Source organism: Leptogranulimonas caecicola (assembly GCF_023168405.1).
In the GTDB taxonomy this organism is placed as follows: Bacteria; Actinomycetota; Coriobacteriia; order Coriobacteriales; family Atopobiaceae; genus Leptogranulimonas; species Leptogranulimonas caecicola.
Genome location: NZ_AP025285.1, coordinates 1406663 through 1426563, shown reverse-complemented (window position 1 = coordinate 1426563; position 19901 = coordinate 1406663). Strand labels below are relative to the sequence as shown.

Genomic DNA, 19901 nt, shown 5'->3' with positions numbered 1-19901 from the left:
TTAGGAAGTGCGGCGCCAGATGTTCACCACGAAGTAGGGCGGCATGTTGTTGTGGGCGCTGCCAGAGCCTGAGTTGGTGACCTTGACCCAATCCTTACGGGTAGAGCTGTCGCCCTGGGAGTAGGTGGATGCCACGTCCCAGAGCTGTCCGAAGCTTGCGTTGGACTTCCAGGCGCCTACCCAGTCGTTGTTGTTGGCCCAACGCACCTCGTGGCTGTGGGTGGGCATCTCGGCCACGCTGAGCTTGTGGTTCTCCTCGCCGCCGGTGGTCTGGGCCCCAAATCGGGAGCTGGAGCCCAACAGGAAGCGCCCCTCCACCTTGATCCAGGTGGTGCCGGTGAAGATGGTGTTGGGGTCTGTGGCCTGAGCGCACATCCAGATGGAGCCCACCGGGTAGAGCTTGTTGATGAAGTCGGCATAGGACCCTACGATCTGCACCAGCTTGCTTACGGTGTCGTTCAAGTCAGGCTTCTCGAGTCCTAGGGCGGTGGTAGTAGACATCAGAGGTCCCACCTTTCGAATTGGATGTAGACGGTGTCTTGAGGGGCGTCTGGGTCGGGTGGATGGCTCAGCTCAATAAGTCGCATGGAAGCCAATCGGTTAAGTGTGTAAAGCTCGATTTTCGACAAAACCAAGGTTTCTTGGAGAGGCCCGTCGGCTTGGCAGAGGTCGCTTAGAAGCTTGGTGGCAATAGAAGAGAGCTGGGCTGTCTCCCAGATAGACAGAGTCGACACGTCGTAGCTAGGGCGAGTGTTTATGTAGAGGGCGTTGTTGCCGTCTTTGAGCCAGAGGTCGGTGATCTTGTTGGCTCCAGGGAAGATGGTCCAGGAGTTGCCCTCATAGCCCACCAGAGTAGGGGCATCAACCTCGATCACGGGACAGGTAGGCCTGCGCCCCGAAGGGAGGTTGAGCGTGACGCCACCGGCTCCGTTGACCCTCCAGGTGCGCTTGCCGCCATATCTCCAGGGTTGGCAGGTGACATCCAGGTCGAACGTGCCTGTGTGCCAGTCATAGCCGGAGATGACAAAGCGGCCGTCCTCGTAGGTGTAGCCTACGTCCCAGGAGAGCTGGAAGGGATAAGTGCGCCCATGGAGGTAGGCCACTGCCCCCTCATAGGCTTCGGGGCTCTTTGCAAGCACTTGGAACTTCAGTTGGCGAGGGCCATAGCGCACATCCCCATCCACAGAGGTGGCGTCGATATAGCCATCTCCTCCAGGCACCTCGATTAAGGAAAGCTTGGGCTCTGGGGGATCGCACTCGATCTCCCAGAGCAGCTTGAGTCCGAGCTCTTGGGTGTCTTTGGTGCCTATCAAGATGTGGCAGTTTCTGCGGTCTTGGCGATAGGCCATTTATAGCCCCCTTTCCACCAGGCGCTGGCGCCGTCCCAGCTGGCGGTCCATGTAGGGCGCCAGCTGCTCTGATGCCAACTGGCCGTCGATGTAGGCATCGGCGGTGATGTGGGCCTGCTCTAGGGCGGCCACAAAGGCGGAGATGATCCTGGCGGTCACATCGCCGCTGGAGTTGTCTTGAAGGGCGTCGTCTACCACCGAGCGCATGAGCGCCTCGGGAGTGACGATCTCAGGGGTGGAGGCGTCGCCTACGCCCACGATGGAGGGCGAGGCAAAGACGGCGCCGGAAGCGTACCAGGACACATCGATGGCAGGCACCGCTCCTGTGGCAGGGTCGAACCTGCCGCTCATGGAGAAGTGGGGTAGCGGCCCTAAGGTGGGGCTCGGGATATGGAGCCTCATGGAAGAGAAGGCTGCTTGGATTTGCAGGGCAGCCAGCTGAGCTTTTGTCACCAGGGCCGCAAAGCTGGAACCCATACGCTCGCAGTTGGCACTCACGTTGGAGGTGGCGGAGCCCATAGAGGTGGCCATAGCCATGCCAGCCGTGGATACCAGCCCTAAGGCGCTAGAGACAGCCTTTGCTGCAGAGCCCATGCGGTTGAGGCCAGAGGCTCCCGCCGAGCTGGAGGAAGCGATCTGCTTGGAAGCAGAGGCCAGCTTCACCACCGAGTCTGCTGCAGGCCCTGCAGCCCCAGCAAAGGCCGCAAAGCCAGGAGCGGCTAGAAGAAGGGCTGCTCCAGCCGCTGCAGCCGCCACACCTAGAGCGGCGATGGCCGGGGCTGCCGCCAGCGAAGAGGCTGCCAGCAAAGGCATGGCTGTGGCAATCATGAGCACCGACGGGGCCATCATCAGAAGGCCCACAGAACTCAAGATCACTGCAGCCCCCATAGCCGTCATGGCAAGAGCCAGGGCGGCTGAGGCCACCGCACAGGCGGCAAGGCCTACGGTAAGGGCCACAAGGCCCGCAGTCATGACAAGAATTCCGGCGCCTGCTGCCAATGCCCCTGCCGACAGGGCTAGAAGCCCCGCCGACAGAGCCACCAGGGCAGCGGCCCCAGACACTCCAGAGGCTGCCACCACAGGCAGAGCTGCAGCAAGCACGCTCATGCCCATCCCTGCCAGAAGCGCTCCCGCTCCCAGAATCACCACGGCTGCCGCCAAGGCGGCGGTGGCGATAGCAGCAGCCGCCAAGCCAATGGCAGCGGCAGCCACAGCCACCCCTAGGGCGGCGATGCCCACAGCACCAATGAGAGATGCGGCGCCCATCACTGCCACCCCTGCCGCCAGCACAATTAGGGCTACAGAGGCCTGAATGCCCGAGGCAGCGATCACCGTCAACTGGGTTGCCAGCAAAGTGATGCCTACTCCTGCCAGAAGCGCTCCCGCTCCCAGAATCACCACGGCTGCCGCCAAGGCGGCGGTGGCGATAGCAGCAGCCGCCAAGCCAATGGCAGCGGCAGCCACAGCCACCCCTAGGGCGGCGATGCCCACAGCACCAATGAGAGATGCGGCGCCAATCACTGCCACCCCTGCCGCCAGCACAATTAGGGCTACAGAGGCCTGAATGCCCGAGGCAGCGATCACCGGCAACTGGGTTGCCAGCAAAGTGATGCCTACTCCTGCCAGAAGCATCCCGGCGCCCACTGCAAGCACTGCCAAGCCAAAAGCTGCAATACCCACAGCTCCTGCCGTCAAGGCGGGGCCGAGAAGGGCAGCCCCTGCCGCTAAGGCTGCCACTGCCGCCACAAGGCCTACGAGAGCCAAAGCTGCTCCTGGGCCCGCAGTGGCGATGGAGATGGCTGACTGCACCAGCAGGGCAAGGCCAGCGGAGGCCATGAGGACTCCGGCTCCTAGGGCCACGCAGGCTGCGGCCATGGCAAGGATCTGGGGCACCGAGGCGGCCATGGGGGCGGCAGACGCCGTGACGGCTCCACCGAGACCTGCGAAAAATCCAGAGACCGTCTGGACAATGGCCATGCCCGCCATGACGGCCTTGAAGAGGATGAAGCCTGCCACAAGAAGCCCCACTGCAGGAACGATGACGTCCATGTGCTCGGCCAGAAAGCCTAGGGCGTTGGCAAGCAAGGGCAGGGCCACAGAAGCCAGCGCTCCTGCCATGGCAGCCAAAGGAGTGGCTGCGACAAGCAGGTTGGTGGCTGCCTGGGCGATGGAGCCCAAGGCAGTGCCGAAGTTGGTGCCTGCACTGGTAGCATCGGCGCCAAAGGCTCCAAAGAAGGCGTCTTTTAGACCCGTGAAGGCTCCTGTGAGGCTAGAGAGATCGAAGGCAGAGCCAAAGCCGTCGAAGAGGCCCGCCACAAAGTCGAAAAGACCGTTGGTGGCGTCCAAGAAAGGCTGTCTCATGGCTTCTGGCAGGCCGTCGGCGATGCCGGTTTGCACTGCGAGGAAGAGGTCTGGCCAGGCCTCAGCCAGCACCGACACCATGGTGGGCACAATGATGGCCGCCCGTTTGGCGACGTTTCGACAGACGTTTTCCACGGTGCCCATGAACTGGGCTGCAGTGCCCTGCAGCGCTCCCACGTTGAAGACGTCCCAGTCTTCTGCGGCGACGGAGGTGAGCAGGTTTTCCCAGGCAGCCTTCATCGAGTTCACGGAGCCTTCGATGGTGTCAGCGGCCTCTTGAGATGTGGTACCGGTGATGCCTAGGGAGGTTTGCACCACAGAGATGGCGTTCACGATGTTGTCGAAGCTCAGAGAGCTGGAATCCACAGTGACGCCGAGTGCTTTTTGCACGTCAGTCATCTTGGATGCATCGGCGATGAGCTTCTGCATCTCGGACTGGGTGCCGCCATAGCCAAGCTTTAAGTTATCTAACCATTAAATACCCTTGGTTTCCCAATACTTTAACGCTGCTTACAACAGCGGGATTGGACTATCTCTTCAGCTTCTCGAAAATCCAGTTTCGCTTGCGTCCTTTTTTGTAGACGTAGCCGTAGGATATTTGCGAATCATGGCAATGGAAGTACTCTGCGGCCGCTTGCCTGGACTCAAATACCAAGACCTCATTGGTCAATGTGTTCGTGGCCTGAACTGGTCTCTTTTTATTCTGGATACGGTTTTTGTATCCATAAGCCAGGCAATTCTCACTTGGTGTAACCCAACGAAGATTTTCGACATTGTTGTTCGACCTATTGCCATCAATATGGTCGACCCATCGCTTTGTGCCATCTTCCGGCTCGGGCAAAAATGCCTCTGCCACAAGGCGGTGGACATGCTTGGCAACAACAATGCGCTGATAACCGTTATTGGTTCCAAGCTTCATAATATGACCGTCTGTATCTCTGCGAACTCTTCCTTCGTTGCTAATGGAATAACCAGGAAGGTCGCTGATAGGTTTCCACTGCTCCATTGATTCCTTCAAGAAGTTGGTGGGCACTTCCTCTGCCGTACCGATAGGCAGAGTACTGGGTGACGAACCCATAGTCTCTACACTTTACAAAACCATTGTACTGTTGCTTATAGCTTTGTCTTAGCACGGTGTTGTCATGCGCTTCTAGGCGTTTAGAGTTTCACCGTTAGCAGGCCTTCTCAGCCCACACCCCTGGTAAGGTTCACCCACGCTTACTGCATAGTCACCTAGGCAGCAGACATTAGATCTATCGTATAGTTTTGCTTGGCAAAGCCCTGATAAGCATTTTGAATATCGACGATATTGGTGCCCATCTTGTTGGCGTTGTCGCTCATGTCGCGCACGGCGCGATCGGCATAGCCTGCGGCCTTGGCAGTGTCGCCTCCCAGGCTTTTGAGCAGCGATGCCGAGAAGCCCGTCACCGTGGTCATGTACGCATTGGCGCTCATGCCAGCACTCTTGTAAGCCGCTTGGGCGTTTTGGATCACAGCCGGAGCCGCGTCTTTGAAGAGGGTTTCTACGCCACCCTTCACCTGCTCGTAGGTGGCATAGGCATCTAGGGCACTCTTGGCGGCTACGCCAAAGGCGCCTGCCATTGCGGCCCCTCCGGCAACGGTGGCTTTCACCACGCCAGAGACAGCTCCTTTGACAGCTCCTAAGGCTCCGTTGAGAGGGCCTAGAGAGCTGCCAAAAGCGCCTCCAAAGGCCTTGCCGCCCTCAGTACCTGCCTTGGAGGATTCTCCGGCAAGGCTCTTCACGAAGCCCTTGGCGGCAGGAACCACACGCACATAGGCAGTGCCTACATATCCAGCCATCTTCTCACCTCCTTTATGAACTCTTGGCAAGGTCTGGGATGACCGATGCCAATATCTCGTCTACCTTGGCCTTGGAAGCCAGGGAGGCTTTCAAATGCTCGTCTTGACGCTTGGCCTCGCCAGGGGTCTTGAGAGGCTTCGGCTTTTTGCCTTTGCCCCTCCCCAGGCTCCAGCTGATGCAGCGCAGGTCGTACTCGATCTGCCAGAGGAGCCGTGCTCGCTCGTCCCAGGCGCCGTCGGGTTCCTGGATCAAAGCAAGCCTCGACGATGAGGGGAGTTGAGCGAGAAGGGCTGCGGCCCTATCGATCTGACATCCCCCACCGTCGAGGTCGAAGTCGTAGGCATTGAGCTGGTAGGTCTCTTGGAAGTCGGCTATCAGCTCGTCGCGATGGTTTTCCCAGGCCCAGGCCAGAAGCGCTAGTTTTTTGGACCCACCTTTTTCAGCAGCGCTTGGATGAGGTTGTCCATGGCGCTCATGGTGCCCTCAGAAGCAAGGCCAGCTTCGTCGAGGGCTGCGGCCACCTCGTCGGATTTGCCGCAGAACAGCTCGTCGAAGGCGTTCATTTGCTCCAGGGGGCCTTTGGCCATGGTGTGCTGCCAAGCCCAGTCAGTGATGCAAGCAGGGTTGTAGGTGATCTCCAGGCCTTCGTAGGCAAAGGTGGCTTTCTGGTCACGTTTAGAGCTCATGGGCTGATCCTCTCGAAAGTCTTAGTTGGAAGCGACAGGAGCGATGTAGTCGAAGCAACCGACGCCGTCGGAGTCGGTGATGTAGGTGAGGGTCACTTCTCGGCCTGCCAGCTCCGAGGAAGAGCCGGTGAACTCGCCGAGTTCGGTGACCTTGCCGGAGGGGATCACCTTGCGCCAGCGGCGCCCGTCTTTGAGCACCAGCTCCAGCACGCAGGACCAGGTATCGTTGGCCTTGGACCAGCGATGCTTTACTTCCAAGCCCTTGGTGGCATCGCTGGTGACGTTGGCAGAGCCGTACTGCACCTTGAGGGCAGGGGCATCCATGTTCAAGAGTTTCAGTACCAAGGTCTCAGAGGTGCCTGCCGAGCTGGAGTCGACGATGTCTCCGTTGATGTCCTTGAAGTCGGAGCTGTCAGAGTCGGTGCCCTCGGTGAAGCCGTCCTCGCCGATATAGCCAGCGTTGACGAACTCTGCTGCCAAAGTGGAAGAGTAGTCGGTGGGAAGGGTGGTGCCAACCGGGGCTACGAAGAGATAGCCGCCCTGGACGCCGCGAGTGGTGGATACGTAGCGGGAATCGTTGGATGCGGCGGGGGTGACGGCAGACTCGGTCTGGCTGTCGGTCTGGGTTACCTCGGAGTCGTTTTCAGCCATGGGATTCCTCCTTATTTGTTGATGATGAGATTGAGCAATAGGCGGTAGCGAGCGCAGCCGCCAGGAGTAAAGGTGTCTCGGGAAAGGGATGCCACAGAGGCTGCAGAGAGCCTGGGATGGGTCTGGGCTGCCAGCTCCACTGCCCTGGCGCAATCCATGGCCAAGGCCATGGCGGAGGCGTCGGAAGTGCCCCAGCACACCAGAGCCACCTGGGGCCTATACAGAAAGTCGGTGTCTGTGGCAGACTGCACCCAGCCCAGCACATGGGCAGAGGTGGGAGCCGGGTCTGGCAGCACCGTGGAGAAGGGGACCTCTGGCACATGGGCTTTCAAGGCCTCTTTCACGATGGCGATGGCGTCGATCATAAGGTCTCCTTTGCAGCCTCTTGGAGCCGTCGGAGCTTCTCTAGGCCTCGAGGCTCATGACGGTGGTTCACCGTGTGCCAGTCGGCCCGGCTCTTAGGCCTCACGTCTAAGGTGAGGCCATACTTGAAGCCGCAGCGGTCCTTGCCGCCAGCAGGCTCCACCTCGGCCTCGAAGCCCATGCCTCGCATCTTGTCGGCCCCGATTTGTGCTGCCTGCTGGACGGCGGGGGCCACGGTAGAGGTGAGCATCTCGACGATGCCCGCCTCGTCTTTCACGAAGGTTTTGTCAGCCAATGCGGGTCCCCTTCCAGACGATGTTTCGAGATCCGGGAGCGCTCTCTGGCCAGACGGCGGGCCTGCCAACACAGCGGTAGGTGTCTTTATTCACCTTCACGTCGGCCCCGTCCAAGGCAGCGACATCGGTGCCCTTGGGAAAGTAGACCGTCACGTCCACCTGGGCGCCTTCGGGATCCCACTCGATGGACGAGGCCTCGGGGTCTCCGGGAGCTACCAAGGCACCTGCTACGGAGAAGGGCTTCCCGCCAGCCATGATCGGATCTCCATGGATGTCAGAGGCCTGAGCTTTGCGGGGGACGACCGTTACTTGCTGGCCTGCCATGAAGTCACTCATCGGCACCTCCGATCCTAGAGATGGAACCACAGGCGACCTTGTGGGCTCCCAGCATGGTTCGCTCGGCCTTGGTCAGAAACAGGTCGCCGTAGGGGTTTCCAAAGGTGAAGGACTCGGTGAACGGCCCTGTGGTCTGGCTCTGTTGGGTGACGCCGTCAGCCACGGCCCCCAAGGCACGACGGCTCACAGAGATGCACACCAATCGCTCGGTGTCAGGGCTTGCATCCGGCCCTTCCTCTGAGCGGATAAGGGCGCTGGCAAGGTCCAGCACGAAGGAGGCGCGCCCCTCGTCTGCTGGACCTATGTCAACACCTGCATCTCGCAAGTCGTCCACTGTAGCCAGGGGCGTGCTCTCATCGGCCATTAGGCAGTGGGAACGTCGCCTACGAGGCGCACGAACTGGTTCTTGTCGCGGACGATGAAGCCCACCTCGAAGGAGACCATCATGGCCACCATCTGGCGCTGGTAGAGGGAGATGGCGTTGCCGTCGGCGTCGAAGACCGTGGCCTCGGTGGAGGGGGTCACCGTGACGTTGTCCACGATGCCGTAGCGGGCGCCGGACCAGTCACCGGCGATGCCCAGCTGCTCAGGGGTGCCGTTGTCGCTGGTGCCCTTCTTGACGCCAGCCTTGTGGACGCGGTTGGTGAGCTTCACGGCCTTGTCCAGGATGGACATGGTGCCAGTGCCGTCCATGGGGGAACCCAGGAAGTAGGGGCGGTTGTTGGTGTCTTTGCACTTGAGCACCGTGGTGCGGCCCTTGGGCGAGAGCACATAGGCGTTCACCTGGCCGTCGGCGGCAGCCACCAGCTCGTCGGCGTCCAGGAAGGCGTCGTAGGTCTTGCCGGCGGCGTTGTCGGTGATCTTGACCGTCTGGGTGGCGTCGGAGAGCACGTCGAAGCCGGTGCCGGGAGTGGTGCCGGTAAAGATCGTCTCGTCGAACTTCTTGCCCATGGAGCCGGGCAGGCGGGCGATGAGCTCGTCGTAGAGGGCGGGAAGGTCGCGGGTGAATTCTCGGGAGAAGAGCTCGATCAGGGAGAGCTTGTAGCTCTTCATGTACTTGGAGGAGATGGAGGACTTGCTTACCGGGGCAGCCTCGGTCTCGCCTACCCAGCTGGCCTCAGGGTCGCCGGTGATGACCGGGATGGTAAGGCCTGGGCCAGGCAGGGTGATAGGGGTAGCCAGGCTCATGACGGCGCTGGCCTCCTGGGCCTTGGCAAGGATCTCGGAGGATACGTCCTTGGGAAGCACCACGCCGGTGGTGCCGGTGGACATGTCGATGGGAGTGGTAATGGCCATTTCGATCTTCCTTTCTGCTAGTGATTCAGGACAGGTTCCATGGATTCAGCGAACTGGTCGCGGGTGGCCTTCTTGGGCTTGGCTCCATCAGCAAAATAACCTGGCCGAGAAGTGCTCACGCCGCTTTTGGGCTTGGCCCACTCGGCTAAGTCTTTGGCCGAGGCGCGCATGGCCTCTTCGTCGACGCCAGCGATAAGGCGGGCAGGAACACCAGTCTCCTCGGAAACCTTCTGGCGCAGCTGCTCGGTCTCGCGCTCCTGGGTCATACGGCTTAGAGCCCCTTCTGCCTCATCGGCCTTGCGACGAAGCTCTTCCATCTGGGCCTGGGCTTCCTTGGCGGCCTCTGCCTGGACTTTGAGCTCTTCGTAGTCGCCGTACTTCTCGGCCATCTTCTTGCGCTCGCGGGTCAAGCGATCCTTGATGGCGGCGTCGAAGTCCTCTTGGGTGTTGATGGGAGTGAATTCCATGGCTGTCCTTTCTTGTGGGTCCGTCTGCTCAGACGTGGTCGAGCTGGCTTTCCCTGCCAGCGAGGTGGGTGCCTTGGTTGCCGCCCAAGGCTGCGTAGCTATGAAAAAAGCGCCCTTAAGGCGCTTGATTCAACGAGATTGTGGAGTGGGATGCTGGTAGGGAGATGGCTACAAGGTAACCTGCACACTTATCTCTCCGGAAAGACGCTCAAGCTCTGTCTCTAGCTCGCGCTTTTTGGCTAGGTAAGGAGCTGCGCAGCGGGGGCACAGATGATGGTTTTGGCTAGTTTCGCACCAGCCTTCATCCTCAGCGGAGCGATCAGCCCTCCACTTCATGGAGGTAGACCTCTCCTCGAAAGCTACTTCGCGGGCCTCTCCGCATCGGTCGCACTTGAGGAAGGTCTTGTTGATGTAGGCCATGGGTGCCCCTTCCTACGAAAAAGCGCCCCTTAAGGGCGCTTAGGTGAACAAAGCAGATTGGATGATTGGCTGTTTAGATGCCAGGGATGATTGATTTGGTGTCTTGAAGAAACCTCTTGGTCTTTTGCATCAATGAGTTTTCTTGCAAGTATTGGATGCCCTCAAAGGTGATAGTGGGATCGCAGCCAGCCACTATCAGGTCACCCCCAAAGTCATTGGCTATAACCAGTCCTCGTACATAACCATGCTCATGAAGTTCGAGCATGATGGAGTTCCAATAGGATTCGGGGATTCCAAAAGCCACGTGAGAGTATCTGTCGCGGTCAGGCTTGATGCCGTTTTTCATGCAGCTGTAGAGGTAGGCGAGGATCTTATAGATGATCACCTGCATGTCATCTGTGGCCAATGTAATCACCCCCATGGGATCACTGGCAGCCTTTCAATAGCACGGATGCGTTAAACAGCGTTAAATCGAAAAACGCGACTTGTAATCTTCGTAAAGTTGCTCGAAGCATTTATATTCAGATTTATACGGCTGGTCTGTTGCCAGCGCAACATAAATAGATGCTAAATCTGACAGAGGCAAACCAAATCCTATCTTCTCGGGGCTGTCGATAAGCATTCCGACGGCCTGCAAAAACTCATGATTATAAATACGATTTTCTATAAGAAGAGCGATGGCATTTGCCTGCAATCCAGATTTATTGGATTGGAGAAGAGTCCTTATTTCATCGACAGGAGGAGTGACTATTTGCTGGGTATTCTTGTTATCCATAATGCTTGTTCAACTCCTCTCTCATCAACGTTTCGAGTCTTGCAACGAGTTCGTGATTCCCTTGGGCTTTTGCTCGGTCAACCTCTATTGTATATGCGTGACGTTCCATATTTGCCCAAAGAGCTTGATCTTTTAGATAATGGGATAGTCCTGGAAAACCTAAGTTTTCATCATAGGCTGCATGGTCAGCCTCATGAAGCCACGCTGAGTAGCTCATGCCTTGAATGTAGTGGAGTTGCCCTGGTCTTCCAGCATTTGGGTTTGGTCCATATCCGATGGCATCTTTTCCATGAGCGGACTCCGTTTTATCTATTAGTTCAAAGCCTCTCGAAATGAGAGACTCTTTTAGAGCTGCCAGCTCTTTGGGATTAGACGATTCTGCGGAGCCGTAATAATCGCGCGCAGGATCATCCAAAGTATGTAACTTTTGCCTCCCGCCCTTGCCGCTGTTGGGAGCGCCTAGACTTTCCACCGGCTCTCCTGCCATAGCCCGTTGGATCTGAGATACCGAATAGCCTTCTTGTTCCAGCCTCTGACGGAGCTCGTAGGCCTCCTTGTACTCCTCGGGGTCGTAGTCCTCTACAGACGGGCTTCTGCCAAAGCCAGGGATCACCTTGCAGCGGCAATTGTCATGGAGGCGAGTGAGCTTCTTGGCTCCTTCCTCGGTGAGCCCATGAAAGCCGTTGGCAGCAATGCTGACGCAGAATTCGCAGGTCTTGGAGTCGCCTACGGGCACTCGGGCATAGCGTTTGCAACCCAAGGCCTTAGCGCTCTTGAGCATCTGCTTGTTGGCAGCTCTGTGGCACTCATCTTTCACACGGTCAGATGAGAGGGCAACGAATTTAGACCGATCTCCTTGAGTAAGGGGTTCTCGGCTTTTTTGGCTCCCTAGGATCTTGCCGATCTCTTTTCTGTCTGGGGCATAGTCGGTGTGAGTGGTGCCGGAGATCTTGTCTTGGGCTGCCAACTGGCGGCAGAGCTCGTCTGCCGCGGTGGCGGCGGCTTCTCCATAGGTGTTGAGAGTGGTGCAGGCGAAGTAGGCTGCAGCGTCGATGATCTCGTTTTCTGTGGCCTGAGGGTTGTTGGAAAGCCAGAGCGAAAGCAGCCGTTCGTAGGCCGTGGCAGCCCTTTCCCCTGCGGCTCCCACCAGTCGGTCATAGGCCAGCAGGCTCTGGCGGCTCATCCTCATGGGCAACGACCTCCTCGGCTATGCCCGATCCGGGCGCCTGGACTACCTCTGGCAAGGCGGAAAGGGTTTCCATGGTCTGGCGGCTGCGGTAGTCACGCTTGGTCTGTTCTAGGCTGGCGATCTCCTCGTCGGTGTAGCCCAGGCGTTTGAGCAGCACGTCGGAGTCGGCCAGCCACTCGATGATCTGGGACTGCTTGAGCATGGAGTCTGCCAAAGATGCCTCGGAGGGCATGGAGGCGGGCCTGAACTTCACAGCTACCTCCGGATAGGCCTCTAAAGACTCATCGAAGGTGATGTCGTCTCGGATGGCCAAGGCTATATGGGCGGCGTCAGCAAGGGCCGATGATGCCTGGCGGTTCAGTCGGGTCACTTCGATGACGGCATCCTCACGGGCGGCATTGATGGCCTCGGCAGAGCTGGGGTTGTCGGTGACCACTCCGAAGGTGGATGCAGGCACCCCTGCATCGGCTGCTGCCATGGAAGAAAGCGTCCTCATGGTGGACAGCAGCGGTTCCATGGTGAGCTGGGTCAGCTGGCCGAACTGGGGAACATCGCCGTTCTCGTCTCGGGAGACCGCCCACATGCGGTCCATATAGCTTTTGAAGGGGCTTTTGGTCTCCATAGTCTCGGGATCCAGGCCTAAGGCATAAGTCTGAGGGGCTGCGGCAAACTGTACTGCCAGCTTCATCAAAGCCATTACCTCTGAAGCCTCTCCCACAAGCGAGCGCATGCCAGGGCCGATCTTGGAGCGGCCGAAGGGATAGCGAAGTGAGGGGCGGTTGGCGATGGCCACCATGTGGCAGCGCCCCAGGCGATGAGGGGTGGTCTGGGCCACCCAGCCATCGCGCTTGTAGGAAAGCTCGATGAGCTCTGTGGGAGTGAACACGTCCACCAGGGTAGGGACTGATTGGCCTTCGATCTCTGCCATGTCTGCCACTACCAGGCCTGCCCCAAGCCTTCCGGCCCGCCGGTCCCAGAGAGCTGCGGCGGCGGTGGCAGGATAGAAGCGTAGCAGCGGGTCATGGTGCTCTTGGGTGGTTACGGTGGCAAAGGCGCAGGAATGGGTGAGGGTGCTTGTGATGGCTCCCGCATAGGCGTTGGCGATGTCGTTGTCGGCAGACCAGCGCCTGAGCCATGAAACGGCAGCCTCGTCGTCTCCAGCAGAAAAGCCGTCGAATTGGCTGCGGTTGGCGATGTAGTCTACGGCCTTCCTAGCCCAGTCCACACGCTCCTCGAACACAGAGGCCTTCTTGGGATCGATGGCGATGCCCAGAGGCTCGATGGGATAGGTGCCTTCATAGAAGGACTCGTTCCGCCGGTTCGATGCCACATGCTCCAGCCAAATGGAGGTGAGCTTTGACACCAGAAGGCCCTCGTCGAAAGTGAGGCCTTCTGCAGAAGCCAAGCTCTGAGGAATATCGATCTGCTCTGTCACCACAGCACCTGCTTTCTCGCTGGGTTTCTCTTGGTGGTTCTCACGGCCCAAAGGGCCAAGCTTGCAGCCTCCACGGCACAGGAGTCGCCGCCCCAGCCCCAACCGCCGTTCTGGCCGATGGTACGGCGGGTGGAAGTGAGCACCGAGGCATCTAGGGCGGGGCTCTCGATATGGGTGACGGCTTTGGTGGTGATGGCGCCTTCCAGCATGGTGGCGGCGGTGATGACCTCTGAGCTTTTGGCTCTTACCACATAGCCACGAGGGGCCTTGAGGTGCTCTAAGCGGTCGCAGAGGTCCCCTGTGCCAGAAAGCCCGTCTATGGCCACGCAGCAGCCCTGCTTGGCGTGATAGGCCAGCCATTCGGCCAGCCAGCCGATACCGCGGCTTCTGGGCTGCAGCTCCAGTAGCTCCACGTATTCAGGGCCTTCTGGAGGATGAACCGCCACGGCCAAGGCCACCAGCTCCCCGTCGGGGGAGAACTTGACGCCGTAGGCTTCGCGGCCTTGAGGGATGGCGTCCTCGCCGATGAGGCAGGCCTGCCACTGGGCGGGGGAGATGATGGTGTTGGCCTCTTTGGGAAGCCAGTAGCCCAGATACTCTTGGGCGAAGGCCAAATCTGAGAGGCCGCCTCGCCCGATCTTGATGGCGTCCACGGTGGTGATGAGGCCTAGGGAGGGATTGGCTTCGTACCAATAGGCCTCGTCCTCTGCTTTGGCGTAGTCGTCGATGCCGTACTCGCACCAGGTGAGGTCGTCGGCCTTGCGGTCCCACGCCTCCTTCCTCAAGTCCTGGAACTTGTCGGCCAAAGACCCGGCACGGGTAGGCGTTCCCAGATAGATCACTTGAGGGTTCTGGCTGGTGCAGGAGGAGGTGGTGGGAAGGATGGCTTGGGCTTGGGCGTCTGTGAGCTCTTGGGCCTCGTCGAAGATGACGATGTCGTAGGAGAACCCCAGGGCAGCCGAGTTGGTGCGGGTGGAAAAGCCTATGACCCCGCCGTTCTTCAGCTCGATGAACTCCTGGGCGGTCTTGTTGTTGGTGCGTTTCACCAGCTTGTTGAAGCGCTTGTATTTGGCGTCCGGGTCTCTAGGCCGCTTGCCGAAGATCTCCTGGAAGCGCCTGAGCATCTCGCAGGTGGTCGAGTAGTTGTGGTCTGTCCAGAGCACCTTGTAGCCCATGGCGCTGGCGGCGAAGGTGGCCCAGATGATGCCGTCCACCGATTTGCCTGACTGGCGGGGTACCGAATCGCCGATGCGCTTGTGGACCCATTTGCCGTCAGGCCCAATGGCGCTCCAGTCCTCCAGGCGGTTTCTTTGCCAAGGCAGAAGCTCGTAGCCTGCCATCTTTCCCACCTGGGCAGCCTCTTCTGCCAGATGGGACTCATAGGGCTGGGCCAGATGGAGCTTAGGAGTGCAGCTTGGAGGCGATGGATGCTGCGAGCAGCTCGAAGGGGTCGTCATCGTCGCCTCCGTCCTCTTCCTGCTCTATCTCGGTAAGCACCGCCCGGTATTCTTTGGAAAGGGCCGCCACAGCCCCAGGAGGAGCTTCTGTGAGCTGCTGGCTCAAGAGCGCCTCTAGCTTGTGGAGCTTGGGAAGACGTCCGGCCTCCTCTTCCTCTGGAGCAGGAGCCTCTTGGGTTTTGGGCTTCTTGCGAGGGGTGCGGGGCCTAGGTCCATCTCTCAGCCCTAGACGCGTCACCGCTCGCTTGATAGTGTTTTGGGAGCAGCCGAAATGCTCGGCGCACCTCTTGGTGCCGAGCTTTGGCCAAAGGTCGCAAAGATCGGCTTCATCCTCGATGGAGAGGGCTCTCATTCGAGCCATTTGGCCCCCTTCCAACTGGTCGCTTCATTTGGGCCGCCCATTTGGTCCCTCCGGAGAGAAAAAGGCTGTCGGCGCGGAGGTACAGCCCGGGGGCGGGGGAGGGGTCATACCCCCATATCTATAAAATCAACATAAAACGTTAGTGATAATCACCAGCGTCCGCTGCGGCGCACAGACAAGGATCTTGAGCCTTGTCCTCGCAGCTCAGCCATGGTCTTGTTACCGCGTTTCTGATTGCAGATGCGATGGGTTGCCTGCACGTTATCGCGGTCGAATGGCGAGCCGCCCAAAGACACTGGGACGATCTCGTCGCACTCGAAGCTCCAAGGGTCTCCGGCAGGCAGAGAGTAGTCGATGGGCTGGCCGCAGATGGCACAGGGCAGCCGCTGGTCGCGGAGCCATTTGCGCACAGCCCTGCGAGCGGCGCCATTGGATTGGCGTGGATCATAGGAGGGTCGGTCTTTGCCGGAGGCCATGGCAAAACCACCCCCACCCGAACAAGAAAAGCAGCCCATCTGATGTGGACTGCTTTGGTGCGCAGCATAGTGATACCACGCGAATCTTGTGCGCAGCCTGCCGGGAGTTGCTTTTAGGTGCCGGTGGCTGCTTTTATGTGCCGAGAGCTGCCGAGGTGTGCCGGGGGCTGCTAGGAGTTGTCCTGAGACCTTTCCATATCCTGGCGTATCAACTGCTTGAGATAACCGGTCATGTTGGGTTGAGACTCCATCCAAGCAAGCAGCTCGGCATCTTCGGGATTGTTGCGGTAGAAGGCCAGGCGCAAGGCCTTGACCTTCTCCCTGGCGTACTTGGCCTTGGCACGGCGTTGGGCCTCGGTGTCTGTCATGGTTAGCGCTCCTCCAGCCAGGGGCGGATACGGCTCACGAAGAAGCGATGCCCTGCCCACATGCCTATGGGAGCGGCGATCAGCAAGAAGAGTATGTAGTGCAACGGCATGATGAACCTCCTTGAGGATGGTTGATGGTAATCTATAAGCGAGTCCCGACCCCGTAGCCGCGAGGTCGGTTCCCACTCTTACATCATCGGTCGTGGTTTTGCAGATACCACTTGATGATGTCCCAGGCTACTTGCAGTACAAAGGGGTACGCAATTCCGATGACTGCAAGTAGCACTTGAAATTCTCTGTCGCTCATAATGTCCTCCTTTCTCTCGGCTGCTTATGGTTATAAGTATAACATCCATGTTATACAATTGCAAGCAGAATTAGGAGGAATTATTAGGTAAAAATGGTCTTTAACCTGCCGTTATAGAGCCTATGTCATCGATAAGTCCGCCATCGTCTATATAGTTCATGACGGCTTCATAGCGCTGGCGGCACACGCTGGCAGAGCACATGGTGGCTGCCTCTACGCCACGCCAGGTGTAAGCCCTGGCGCAGCGATGCCACACCACATCGGCATCTAGGTTTGAGAGAGCTTGGGCCACACCGCCCTCTCCATCCTGGCCATAGAGCACCCAAGAAGCCGCCTGGAGCTTTTGCTGACAGCGCTTTTCTCGGTCGTGCAGAAGCTTGGCGCGATCGAGCCCTGCAATGAGGCGGGAGGTGCCATTGACGTCACCCCTGCTGGAGGCCACGTGCGGAGCGTAGGGATCGCCAGGACGATCTTTCTTATGGACGTCGAGAGCCTCAAGTTGGAGTTGAGTGCGCTCTAGCTCTAAAGCAGCGTTTCGTACCTCAGCAAAATAGTCTCGGGATTTGCTTAGGATGTGGCACTCTCGACCCATGGTCCTCCTCAGACACTGACCCTATGCATTTGTTGAAAACTCATTATAACCCCAGGTAAAAAACTCCAACGTATTTGCTTCTCTTAATCATCCAAACCTTAAATGTGAGAGACGTCCAAACTCCTGCGCAGCAATTGAACAAGTTTGAGCATCTATGTGTTTCGGGGTATTTTTGTATAAGTAGACGTTATCCAACGGTGCAGTCAGCCAAGTGCTTAGTTTTGCTGCTTTGTGCTGGGAGTTTATGGCTTCTTTAGGGTTCAATATCAAAGGTTTATCTGGCACATTTCTGGCACATGGACATCGCAGCACATAAGCTTATCTGAAGCACGGTGCTGGACCATGGAAAAGCCCCAACGTAGGGTCGGGGCTGGTCGAGCTGCATCAGAGCAGGCGCAGGGCTTCAACGGCAGTAGGCATGTCGGTCCAAGGGCCGAAGTCTGTGGTGTCGAGGCGCCTGCGCCTGTCTTCTCGCTCGGCAGTGTTGTGTTTCCAAGCATTCTGCAGAGCGATGTCAAGATTACCCTCAATGGTTTCTTTGACAATGTTTTTGTTGCCTTTGCCGCAGAGGATTCTATTGGATAACGCCCGCTGTTGTGCCGAACGTGCCGTGCAAATAGAATCTGGGCATGGCTCCAAGTGATCTATAAGCCAGACCTCGAAACATGGGTTGGACAGAACGAGCACCATGCCTTTCTGTTTGCATATCCTTGCAGCCTCTCTCAACTGATCTGGGCTGTAATCATCAACATCAGCCACAACCAGGACGACTTTAAAGCCGTCATCACTGGAGGCTCTGATTTCGCTCCTCTCTCGGCGGCATAGCTCGGCAGCGTAAGTCGCAAGAGCAATTGGATCTAGCCCTTGTGACTTGACAGAGATTACCACCCCGAGTTCTTTTCCAAGCTGGTCGAAATACTCCTTCTCTGTAACCTCGCCGCATACAACAGCAAGGGCTCGAGGGATACGTGCCCTTTTCCTGTTTTGCTCTCGACCACGTTCCAGCCTTTTTCTGCTCATTGTCGGGTATCCTCGCATTGAAGGGCACGAGCAAAGGCGCTATGAAAGTCGGGTCGAGGTATGGCGCCGTAGACGCCATGAAGATAATTGCGTCCGAAGTTCTCTTCCCACCTAGGATTGAGCGATGTAGCTGGGAAGAGCTCTGAAGCGCCCTCGGAGGTTTTCTCGACAAACCAGATCTGATCTGGATCGATGACAGGCTCATCGGCGCCTGACTTGGTGATCAGCGAGACATCATGGGTGGTGAATATTAACTGGGATTGGCAAGGATTCGTTGCCGGGTCTTTATAAAGTCTTACGAGCTCCTCTACGTAGGTGGGATGGAGACTGGTATCAATCTCGTCAACAAAGGCGACAGTAGGTACAGCCAGAAGTTTTAGGGCAATCGAGAAGAAGGCGAGCATCGACAGAGTGCCGTTCGACTCGTCGTCTCGAGAGAACTCTGCCGTATAACCGTCTGCTCCCCTATGAGTGAACACTAGTTCCTTGACTGGTTGCGTGAGAAGTTCGCATATTTCTTGGGTGCGCTTTTCACGCTCGGCGGCTGTGGCATTGGGGCCCGTAATTCCTGCTACCCCCTTGGCGAAGCCATCGAAAGCTTCTCCGTCTCGCGATCGGATCGCATCAAAGAAGCCTTTTGTTTCCATAACACTGATACCAAGGTCTGCCTGAGAAACGATCGTCGAGAGGGCGTTCGCGTACCAAGCATCGTCGGAGAGGCGCTCAGCGATTTGATCTAGCTCTCTCTCATAGAACAAGGCATCGAGAAAGACTACTTGGTCACTAAAGAAGGAGTAGGCCTCTTCGACACTTTTACAATTCGTCTTATGAAGGACAGAGAGGTACGCGACGTCATTTCTCGTCATTGCCTCAGCCGCCCTTTTCTGGCCTTTGAAGTTTTTCCCGTACAAAAACTTGAAGGAGCGATCTTCTTTCAAAGCCCTTTCGAATACCCTCTGCGTGCGATTTGTGGGGCCGTTGTACCTCCTTAGAGACTCAAAGGATACGCTACCGGCAGTCAGGTCGATCTCATAGCGGTATCGATTGCCTGATATCGAGAAATCAACAAGAAATGACATAGGATCGGTCTTTGAATGACTGTTTAGGAGAAACGGTTTGAAAAGCGATAATGGATGCTCCTGGGAAAAGCCGCGCTCTATAAATAAGGCGAGATAGGGGAGAGCATTGCAGAATGCCGTCTTTCCGGAAGCATTAGAACCATAGACACTAGCAATGCAAGATATATCTGAGATCGGCCATTTGGTTGTCTGACGCTTCATGGCAGCTTTTGTGCGGGTCATTGAGAAGTACTGTTCATCTCGGAAGCTTCTGAAATTTGCGAAGCTGAAGTCGCGCAGCATGTCAGTGCCTTTCCTGCTTGCATTCGGTGTTTACAGTTCATTCCCGGCAATTATATATTCCTATAACTTAGTATTCCGCAAAAAAATGCAAAATATAAGAGTACAGGGTAGATATTACGTCAATTTGCAGTAACATACGAGCCATAAAAATATGCCCTAGCCAAATGCCAGGGCTTGCACATCGAGAATCTAGGGATGCCTTAGGATCATGACCAGAGTGACCAAAAGCCATCCTGCAGCTGCCACAAGGATTGCCAGGAATAAGGCTGTAAGCACCGGATGGGTGACAGAGGCGTCTTCCAACGCCCAGGATAGACGCACGGTCATCGGGATGCCGGAAGCCTTCCAGCGCCGCCAGCGATCACGAAGAGGGCTGCGTTTCAGGGTCTTTTGCATCCTTTTTCTCCTCCTTGTCCGCTAGGCTTAGAAAGCAGCCGCAATGCTGAGCTCTCAAAATCTCGTCCCTAGGCGGGATCGGGCTTCCATCTCTGCCGCAGTGAAGGTCTCCCTCCA

27 protein-coding genes are annotated in these 19901 nt (G+C 57.6%); all 27 read right to left on the bottom strand.

Annotated features, from left to right (window positions below):
- The 27 genes from OR601_RS06430 to OR601_RS06300 all read right to left on the bottom strand — a co-directional run bounded on the left by OR601_RS06430 (position 1) and on the right by OR601_RS06300 (position 19784).
- Entirely contained in the window at positions 1-501 is a 501-nt protein-coding gene (locus OR601_RS06430; RefSeq protein WP_265591416.1) for a phage baseplate protein, read from the bottom strand.
- On the bottom strand, positions 501-1349 hold the full coding sequence (locus OR601_RS06425) for a hypothetical protein (protein WP_265591415.1): 849 nt from the start codon (positions 1347-1349) through the stop codon (positions 501-503). The genes OR601_RS06430 and OR601_RS06425 overlap by 1 nt, the downstream gene beginning before the upstream one ends.
- Positions 1350-4139 (bottom strand): hypothetical protein, encoded by a 2790-nt coding sequence (locus OR601_RS06420; RefSeq protein ID WP_265591414.1) that lies wholly within the window; start codon positions 4137-4139, stop codon positions 1350-1352.
- Positions 4140-4239: 100 nt separating this feature from the next.
- Positions 4240-4788 carry an HNH endonuclease gene (locus OR601_RS06415; protein ID WP_265591413.1) on the bottom strand — a complete coding sequence of 183 codons (549 nt, stop codon included), beginning with the start codon at positions 4786-4788 and terminating at the stop codon, positions 4240-4242.
- A 155-nt stretch (positions 4789-4943) separates the two neighbouring features.
- On the bottom strand, positions 4944-5531 hold the full coding sequence (locus OR601_RS06410; protein WP_265591412.1) for a hypothetical protein: 588 nt from the start codon (positions 5529-5531) through the stop codon (positions 4944-4946).
- A 13-nt stretch (positions 5532-5544) separates the two neighbouring features.
- Positions 5545-5784, bottom strand: a complete 240-nt coding sequence (locus OR601_RS06405; RefSeq protein ID WP_265591411.1) for a hypothetical protein — start codon at positions 5782-5784, stop codon at positions 5545-5547.
- Positions 5785-5948: 164 nt separating this feature from the next.
- Positions 5949-6218, bottom strand: a complete 270-nt coding sequence (locus OR601_RS06400; RefSeq protein ID WP_265591410.1) for a hypothetical protein — start codon at positions 6216-6218, stop codon at positions 5949-5951.
- A 21-nt stretch (positions 6219-6239) separates the two neighbouring features.
- The gene (locus tag OR601_RS06395; protein WP_265591409.1) at positions 6240-6869 is read right to left on the bottom strand and encodes a phage tail tube protein; all 630 of its coding nucleotides are present in this window, start codon (positions 6867-6869) and stop codon (positions 6240-6242) included.
- A gap of 11 nt (positions 6870-6880) precedes the next feature.
- Positions 6881-7234, bottom strand: a complete 354-nt coding sequence (locus OR601_RS06390; protein WP_265591408.1) for a hypothetical protein — start codon at positions 7232-7234, stop codon at positions 6881-6883.
- On the bottom strand, positions 7231-7527 hold the full coding sequence (locus OR601_RS06385; RefSeq protein WP_265591407.1) for a hypothetical protein: 297 nt from the start codon (positions 7525-7527) through the stop codon (positions 7231-7233). Before OR601_RS06385 ends, OR601_RS06390 begins: the two co-directional genes overlap by 4 nt.
- Positions 7520-7852 (bottom strand): hypothetical protein, encoded by a 333-nt coding sequence (locus OR601_RS06380; protein ID WP_265591406.1) that lies wholly within the window; start codon positions 7850-7852, stop codon positions 7520-7522. The genes OR601_RS06385 and OR601_RS06380 overlap by 8 nt, the downstream gene beginning before the upstream one ends.
- Before the next feature lie 4 nt (positions 7853-7856).
- Positions 7857-8228, bottom strand: a complete 372-nt coding sequence (locus OR601_RS06375; RefSeq protein WP_265591405.1) for a hypothetical protein — start codon at positions 8226-8228, stop codon at positions 7857-7859.
- Positions 8228-9160, bottom strand: a complete 933-nt coding sequence (locus OR601_RS06370) for a phage major capsid protein (protein WP_265591404.1) — start codon at positions 9158-9160, stop codon at positions 8228-8230. Before OR601_RS06370 ends, OR601_RS06375 begins: the two co-directional genes overlap by 1 nt.
- 17 nt (positions 9161-9177) lie before the next feature.
- Positions 9178-9627: a hypothetical protein gene (locus OR601_RS06365; protein ID WP_265591403.1), complete on the bottom strand. Its 450-nt coding sequence runs from the start codon at positions 9625-9627 to the stop codon at positions 9178-9180.
- 168 nt (positions 9628-9795) lie between these two features.
- The gene (locus tag OR601_RS06360) at positions 9796-10047 is read right to left on the bottom strand and encodes a hypothetical protein (RefSeq protein ID WP_265591402.1); all 252 of its coding nucleotides are present in this window, start codon (positions 10045-10047) and stop codon (positions 9796-9798) included.
- 73 nt (positions 10048-10120) lie between these two features.
- Entirely contained in the window at positions 10121-10468 is a 348-nt protein-coding gene (locus tag OR601_RS06355; RefSeq protein WP_265591401.1) for a YjcQ family protein, read from the bottom strand.
- A gap of 45 nt (positions 10469-10513) precedes the next feature.
- Positions 10514-10822 (bottom strand): hypothetical protein, encoded by a 309-nt coding sequence (locus OR601_RS06350; RefSeq protein ID WP_265591400.1) that lies wholly within the window; start codon positions 10820-10822, stop codon positions 10514-10516.
- Positions 10815-12011 carry a VG15 protein gene (locus OR601_RS06345; RefSeq protein WP_265591399.1) on the bottom strand — a complete coding sequence of 399 codons (1197 nt, stop codon included), beginning with the start codon at positions 12009-12011 and terminating at the stop codon, positions 10815-10817. The genes OR601_RS06350 and OR601_RS06345 overlap by 8 nt, the downstream gene beginning before the upstream one ends.
- Positions 11977-13449 (bottom strand): phage portal protein, encoded by a 1473-nt coding sequence (locus OR601_RS06340; RefSeq protein ID WP_265591398.1) that lies wholly within the window; start codon positions 13447-13449, stop codon positions 11977-11979. The genes OR601_RS06345 and OR601_RS06340 overlap by 35 nt, the downstream gene beginning before the upstream one ends.
- A complete protein-coding gene (locus OR601_RS06335; protein ID WP_265591397.1) occupies positions 13443-14903 on the bottom strand; it encodes a terminase large subunit in 1461 nt (486 codons plus the stop codon). The genes OR601_RS06340 and OR601_RS06335 overlap by 7 nt, the downstream gene beginning before the upstream one ends.
- Positions 14848-15264 carry a hypothetical protein gene (locus tag OR601_RS06330; RefSeq protein WP_265591396.1) on the bottom strand — a complete coding sequence of 139 codons (417 nt, stop codon included), beginning with the start codon at positions 15262-15264 and terminating at the stop codon, positions 14848-14850. Before OR601_RS06330 ends, OR601_RS06335 begins: the two co-directional genes overlap by 56 nt.
- Before the next feature lie 149 nt (positions 15265-15413).
- Positions 15414-15740, bottom strand: coding sequence for an HNH endonuclease (locus tag OR601_RS06325; RefSeq protein ID WP_265591395.1), 327 nt, complete (start codon positions 15738-15740; stop codon positions 15414-15416).
- 170 nt (positions 15741-15910) lie between these two features.
- The gene (locus OR601_RS06320) at positions 15911-16108 is read right to left on the bottom strand and encodes a hypothetical protein (protein ID WP_265591394.1); all 198 of its coding nucleotides are present in this window, start codon (positions 16106-16108) and stop codon (positions 15911-15913) included.
- Positions 16109-16515: 407 nt separating this feature from the next.
- Complete coding sequence (locus OR601_RS06315) at positions 16516-17007, bottom strand: hypothetical protein (protein ID WP_265591393.1); 492 nt, start codon at positions 17005-17007, stop codon at positions 16516-16518.
- A gap of 384 nt (positions 17008-17391) precedes the next feature.
- Positions 17392-18027 carry an RloB family protein gene (locus OR601_RS06310; RefSeq protein ID WP_265591392.1) on the bottom strand — a complete coding sequence of 212 codons (636 nt, stop codon included), beginning with the start codon at positions 18025-18027 and terminating at the stop codon, positions 17392-17394.
- On the bottom strand, positions 18024-19388 hold the full coding sequence (locus OR601_RS06305) for an AAA family ATPase (protein WP_265591391.1): 1365 nt from the start codon (positions 19386-19388) through the stop codon (positions 18024-18026). The genes OR601_RS06310 and OR601_RS06305 overlap by 4 nt, the downstream gene beginning before the upstream one ends.
- A gap of 189 nt (positions 19389-19577) precedes the next feature.
- Entirely contained in the window at positions 19578-19784 is a 207-nt protein-coding gene (locus tag OR601_RS06300) for a hypothetical protein (RefSeq protein ID WP_168896724.1), read from the bottom strand.
- Positions 19785-19901 lie beyond the last annotated feature (117 nt).

Coding starts and splice junctions, on each gene's coding strand:
- OR601_RS06430 (WP_265591416.1), bottom strand. CDS start 501: ATGTCTACTACCACCGCCCTAGGACTCGAGAAGCCTGACTTGAACGAC.
- OR601_RS06425 (WP_265591415.1), bottom strand. CDS start 1,349: ATGGCCTATCGCCAAGACCGCAGAAACTGCCACATCTTGATAGGCACC.
- OR601_RS06420 (WP_265591414.1), bottom strand. CDS start 4,139: ATGCAGAAGCTCATCGCCGATGCATCCAAGATGACTGACGTGCAAAAA.
- OR601_RS06415 (WP_265591413.1), bottom strand. CDS start 4,788: ATGGGTTCGTCACCCAGTACTCTGCCTATCGGTACGGCAGAGGAAGTG.
- OR601_RS06410 (WP_265591412.1), bottom strand. CDS start 5,531: ATGGCTGGATATGTAGGCACTGCCTATGTGCGTGTGGTTCCTGCCGCC.
- OR601_RS06400 (WP_265591410.1), bottom strand. CDS start 6,218: ATGAGCTCTAAACGTGACCAGAAAGCCACCTTTGCCTACGAAGGCCTG.
- OR601_RS06395 (WP_265591409.1), bottom strand. CDS start 6,869: ATGGCTGAAAACGACTCCGAGGTAACCCAGACCGACAGCCAGACCGAG.
- OR601_RS06390 (WP_265591408.1), bottom strand. CDS start 7,234: ATGATCGACGCCATCGCCATCGTGAAAGAGGCCTTGAAAGCCCATGTG.
- OR601_RS06380 (WP_265591406.1), bottom strand. CDS start 7,852: ATGGCAGGCCAGCAAGTAACGGTCGTCCCCCGCAAAGCTCAGGCCTCT.
- OR601_RS06375 (WP_265591405.1), bottom strand. CDS start 8,228: ATGGCCGATGAGAGCACGCCCCTGGCTACAGTGGACGACTTGCGAGAT.
- OR601_RS06370 (WP_265591404.1), bottom strand. CDS start 9,160: ATGGCCATTACCACTCCCATCGACATGTCCACCGGCACCACCGGCGTG.
- OR601_RS06365 (WP_265591403.1), bottom strand. CDS start 9,627: ATGGAATTCACTCCCATCAACACCCAAGAGGACTTCGACGCCGCCATC.
- OR601_RS06360 (WP_265591402.1), bottom strand. CDS start 10,047: ATGGCCTACATCAACAAGACCTTCCTCAAGTGCGACCGATGCGGAGAG.
- OR601_RS06355 (WP_265591401.1), bottom strand. CDS start 10,468: ATGGGGGTGATTACATTGGCCACAGATGACATGCAGGTGATCATCTAT.
- OR601_RS06350 (WP_265591400.1), bottom strand. CDS start 10,822: ATGGATAACAAGAATACCCAGCAAATAGTCACTCCTCCTGTCGATGAA.
- OR601_RS06345 (WP_265591399.1), bottom strand. CDS start 12,011: ATGAGGATGAGCCGCCAGAGCCTGCTGGCCTATGACCGACTGGTGGGA.
- OR601_RS06335 (WP_265591397.1), bottom strand. CDS start 14,903: ATGACGACCCCTTCGAGCTGCTCGCAGCATCCATCGCCTCCAAGCTGC.
- OR601_RS06330 (WP_265591396.1), bottom strand. CDS start 15,264: ATGGCTCGAATGAGAGCCCTCTCCATCGAGGATGAAGCCGATCTTTGC.
- OR601_RS06325 (WP_265591395.1), bottom strand. CDS start 15,740: ATGGCCTCCGGCAAAGACCGACCCTCCTATGATCCACGCCAATCCAAT.
- OR601_RS06320 (WP_265591394.1), bottom strand. CDS start 16,108: ATGACAGACACCGAGGCCCAACGCCGTGCCAAGGCCAAGTACGCCAGG.
- OR601_RS06315 (WP_265591393.1), bottom strand. CDS start 17,007: ATGGGTCGAGAGTGCCACATCCTAAGCAAATCCCGAGACTATTTTGCT.
- OR601_RS06310 (WP_265591392.1), bottom strand. CDS start 18,027: ATGAGCAGAAAAAGGCTGGAACGTGGTCGAGAGCAAAACAGGAAAAGG.
- OR601_RS06305 (WP_265591391.1), bottom strand. CDS start 19,388: ATGCTGCGCGACTTCAGCTTCGCAAATTTCAGAAGCTTCCGAGATGAA.
- OR601_RS06300 (WP_168896724.1), bottom strand. CDS start 19,784: ATGCAAAAGACCCTGAAACGCAGCCCTCTTCGTGATCGCTGGCGGCGC.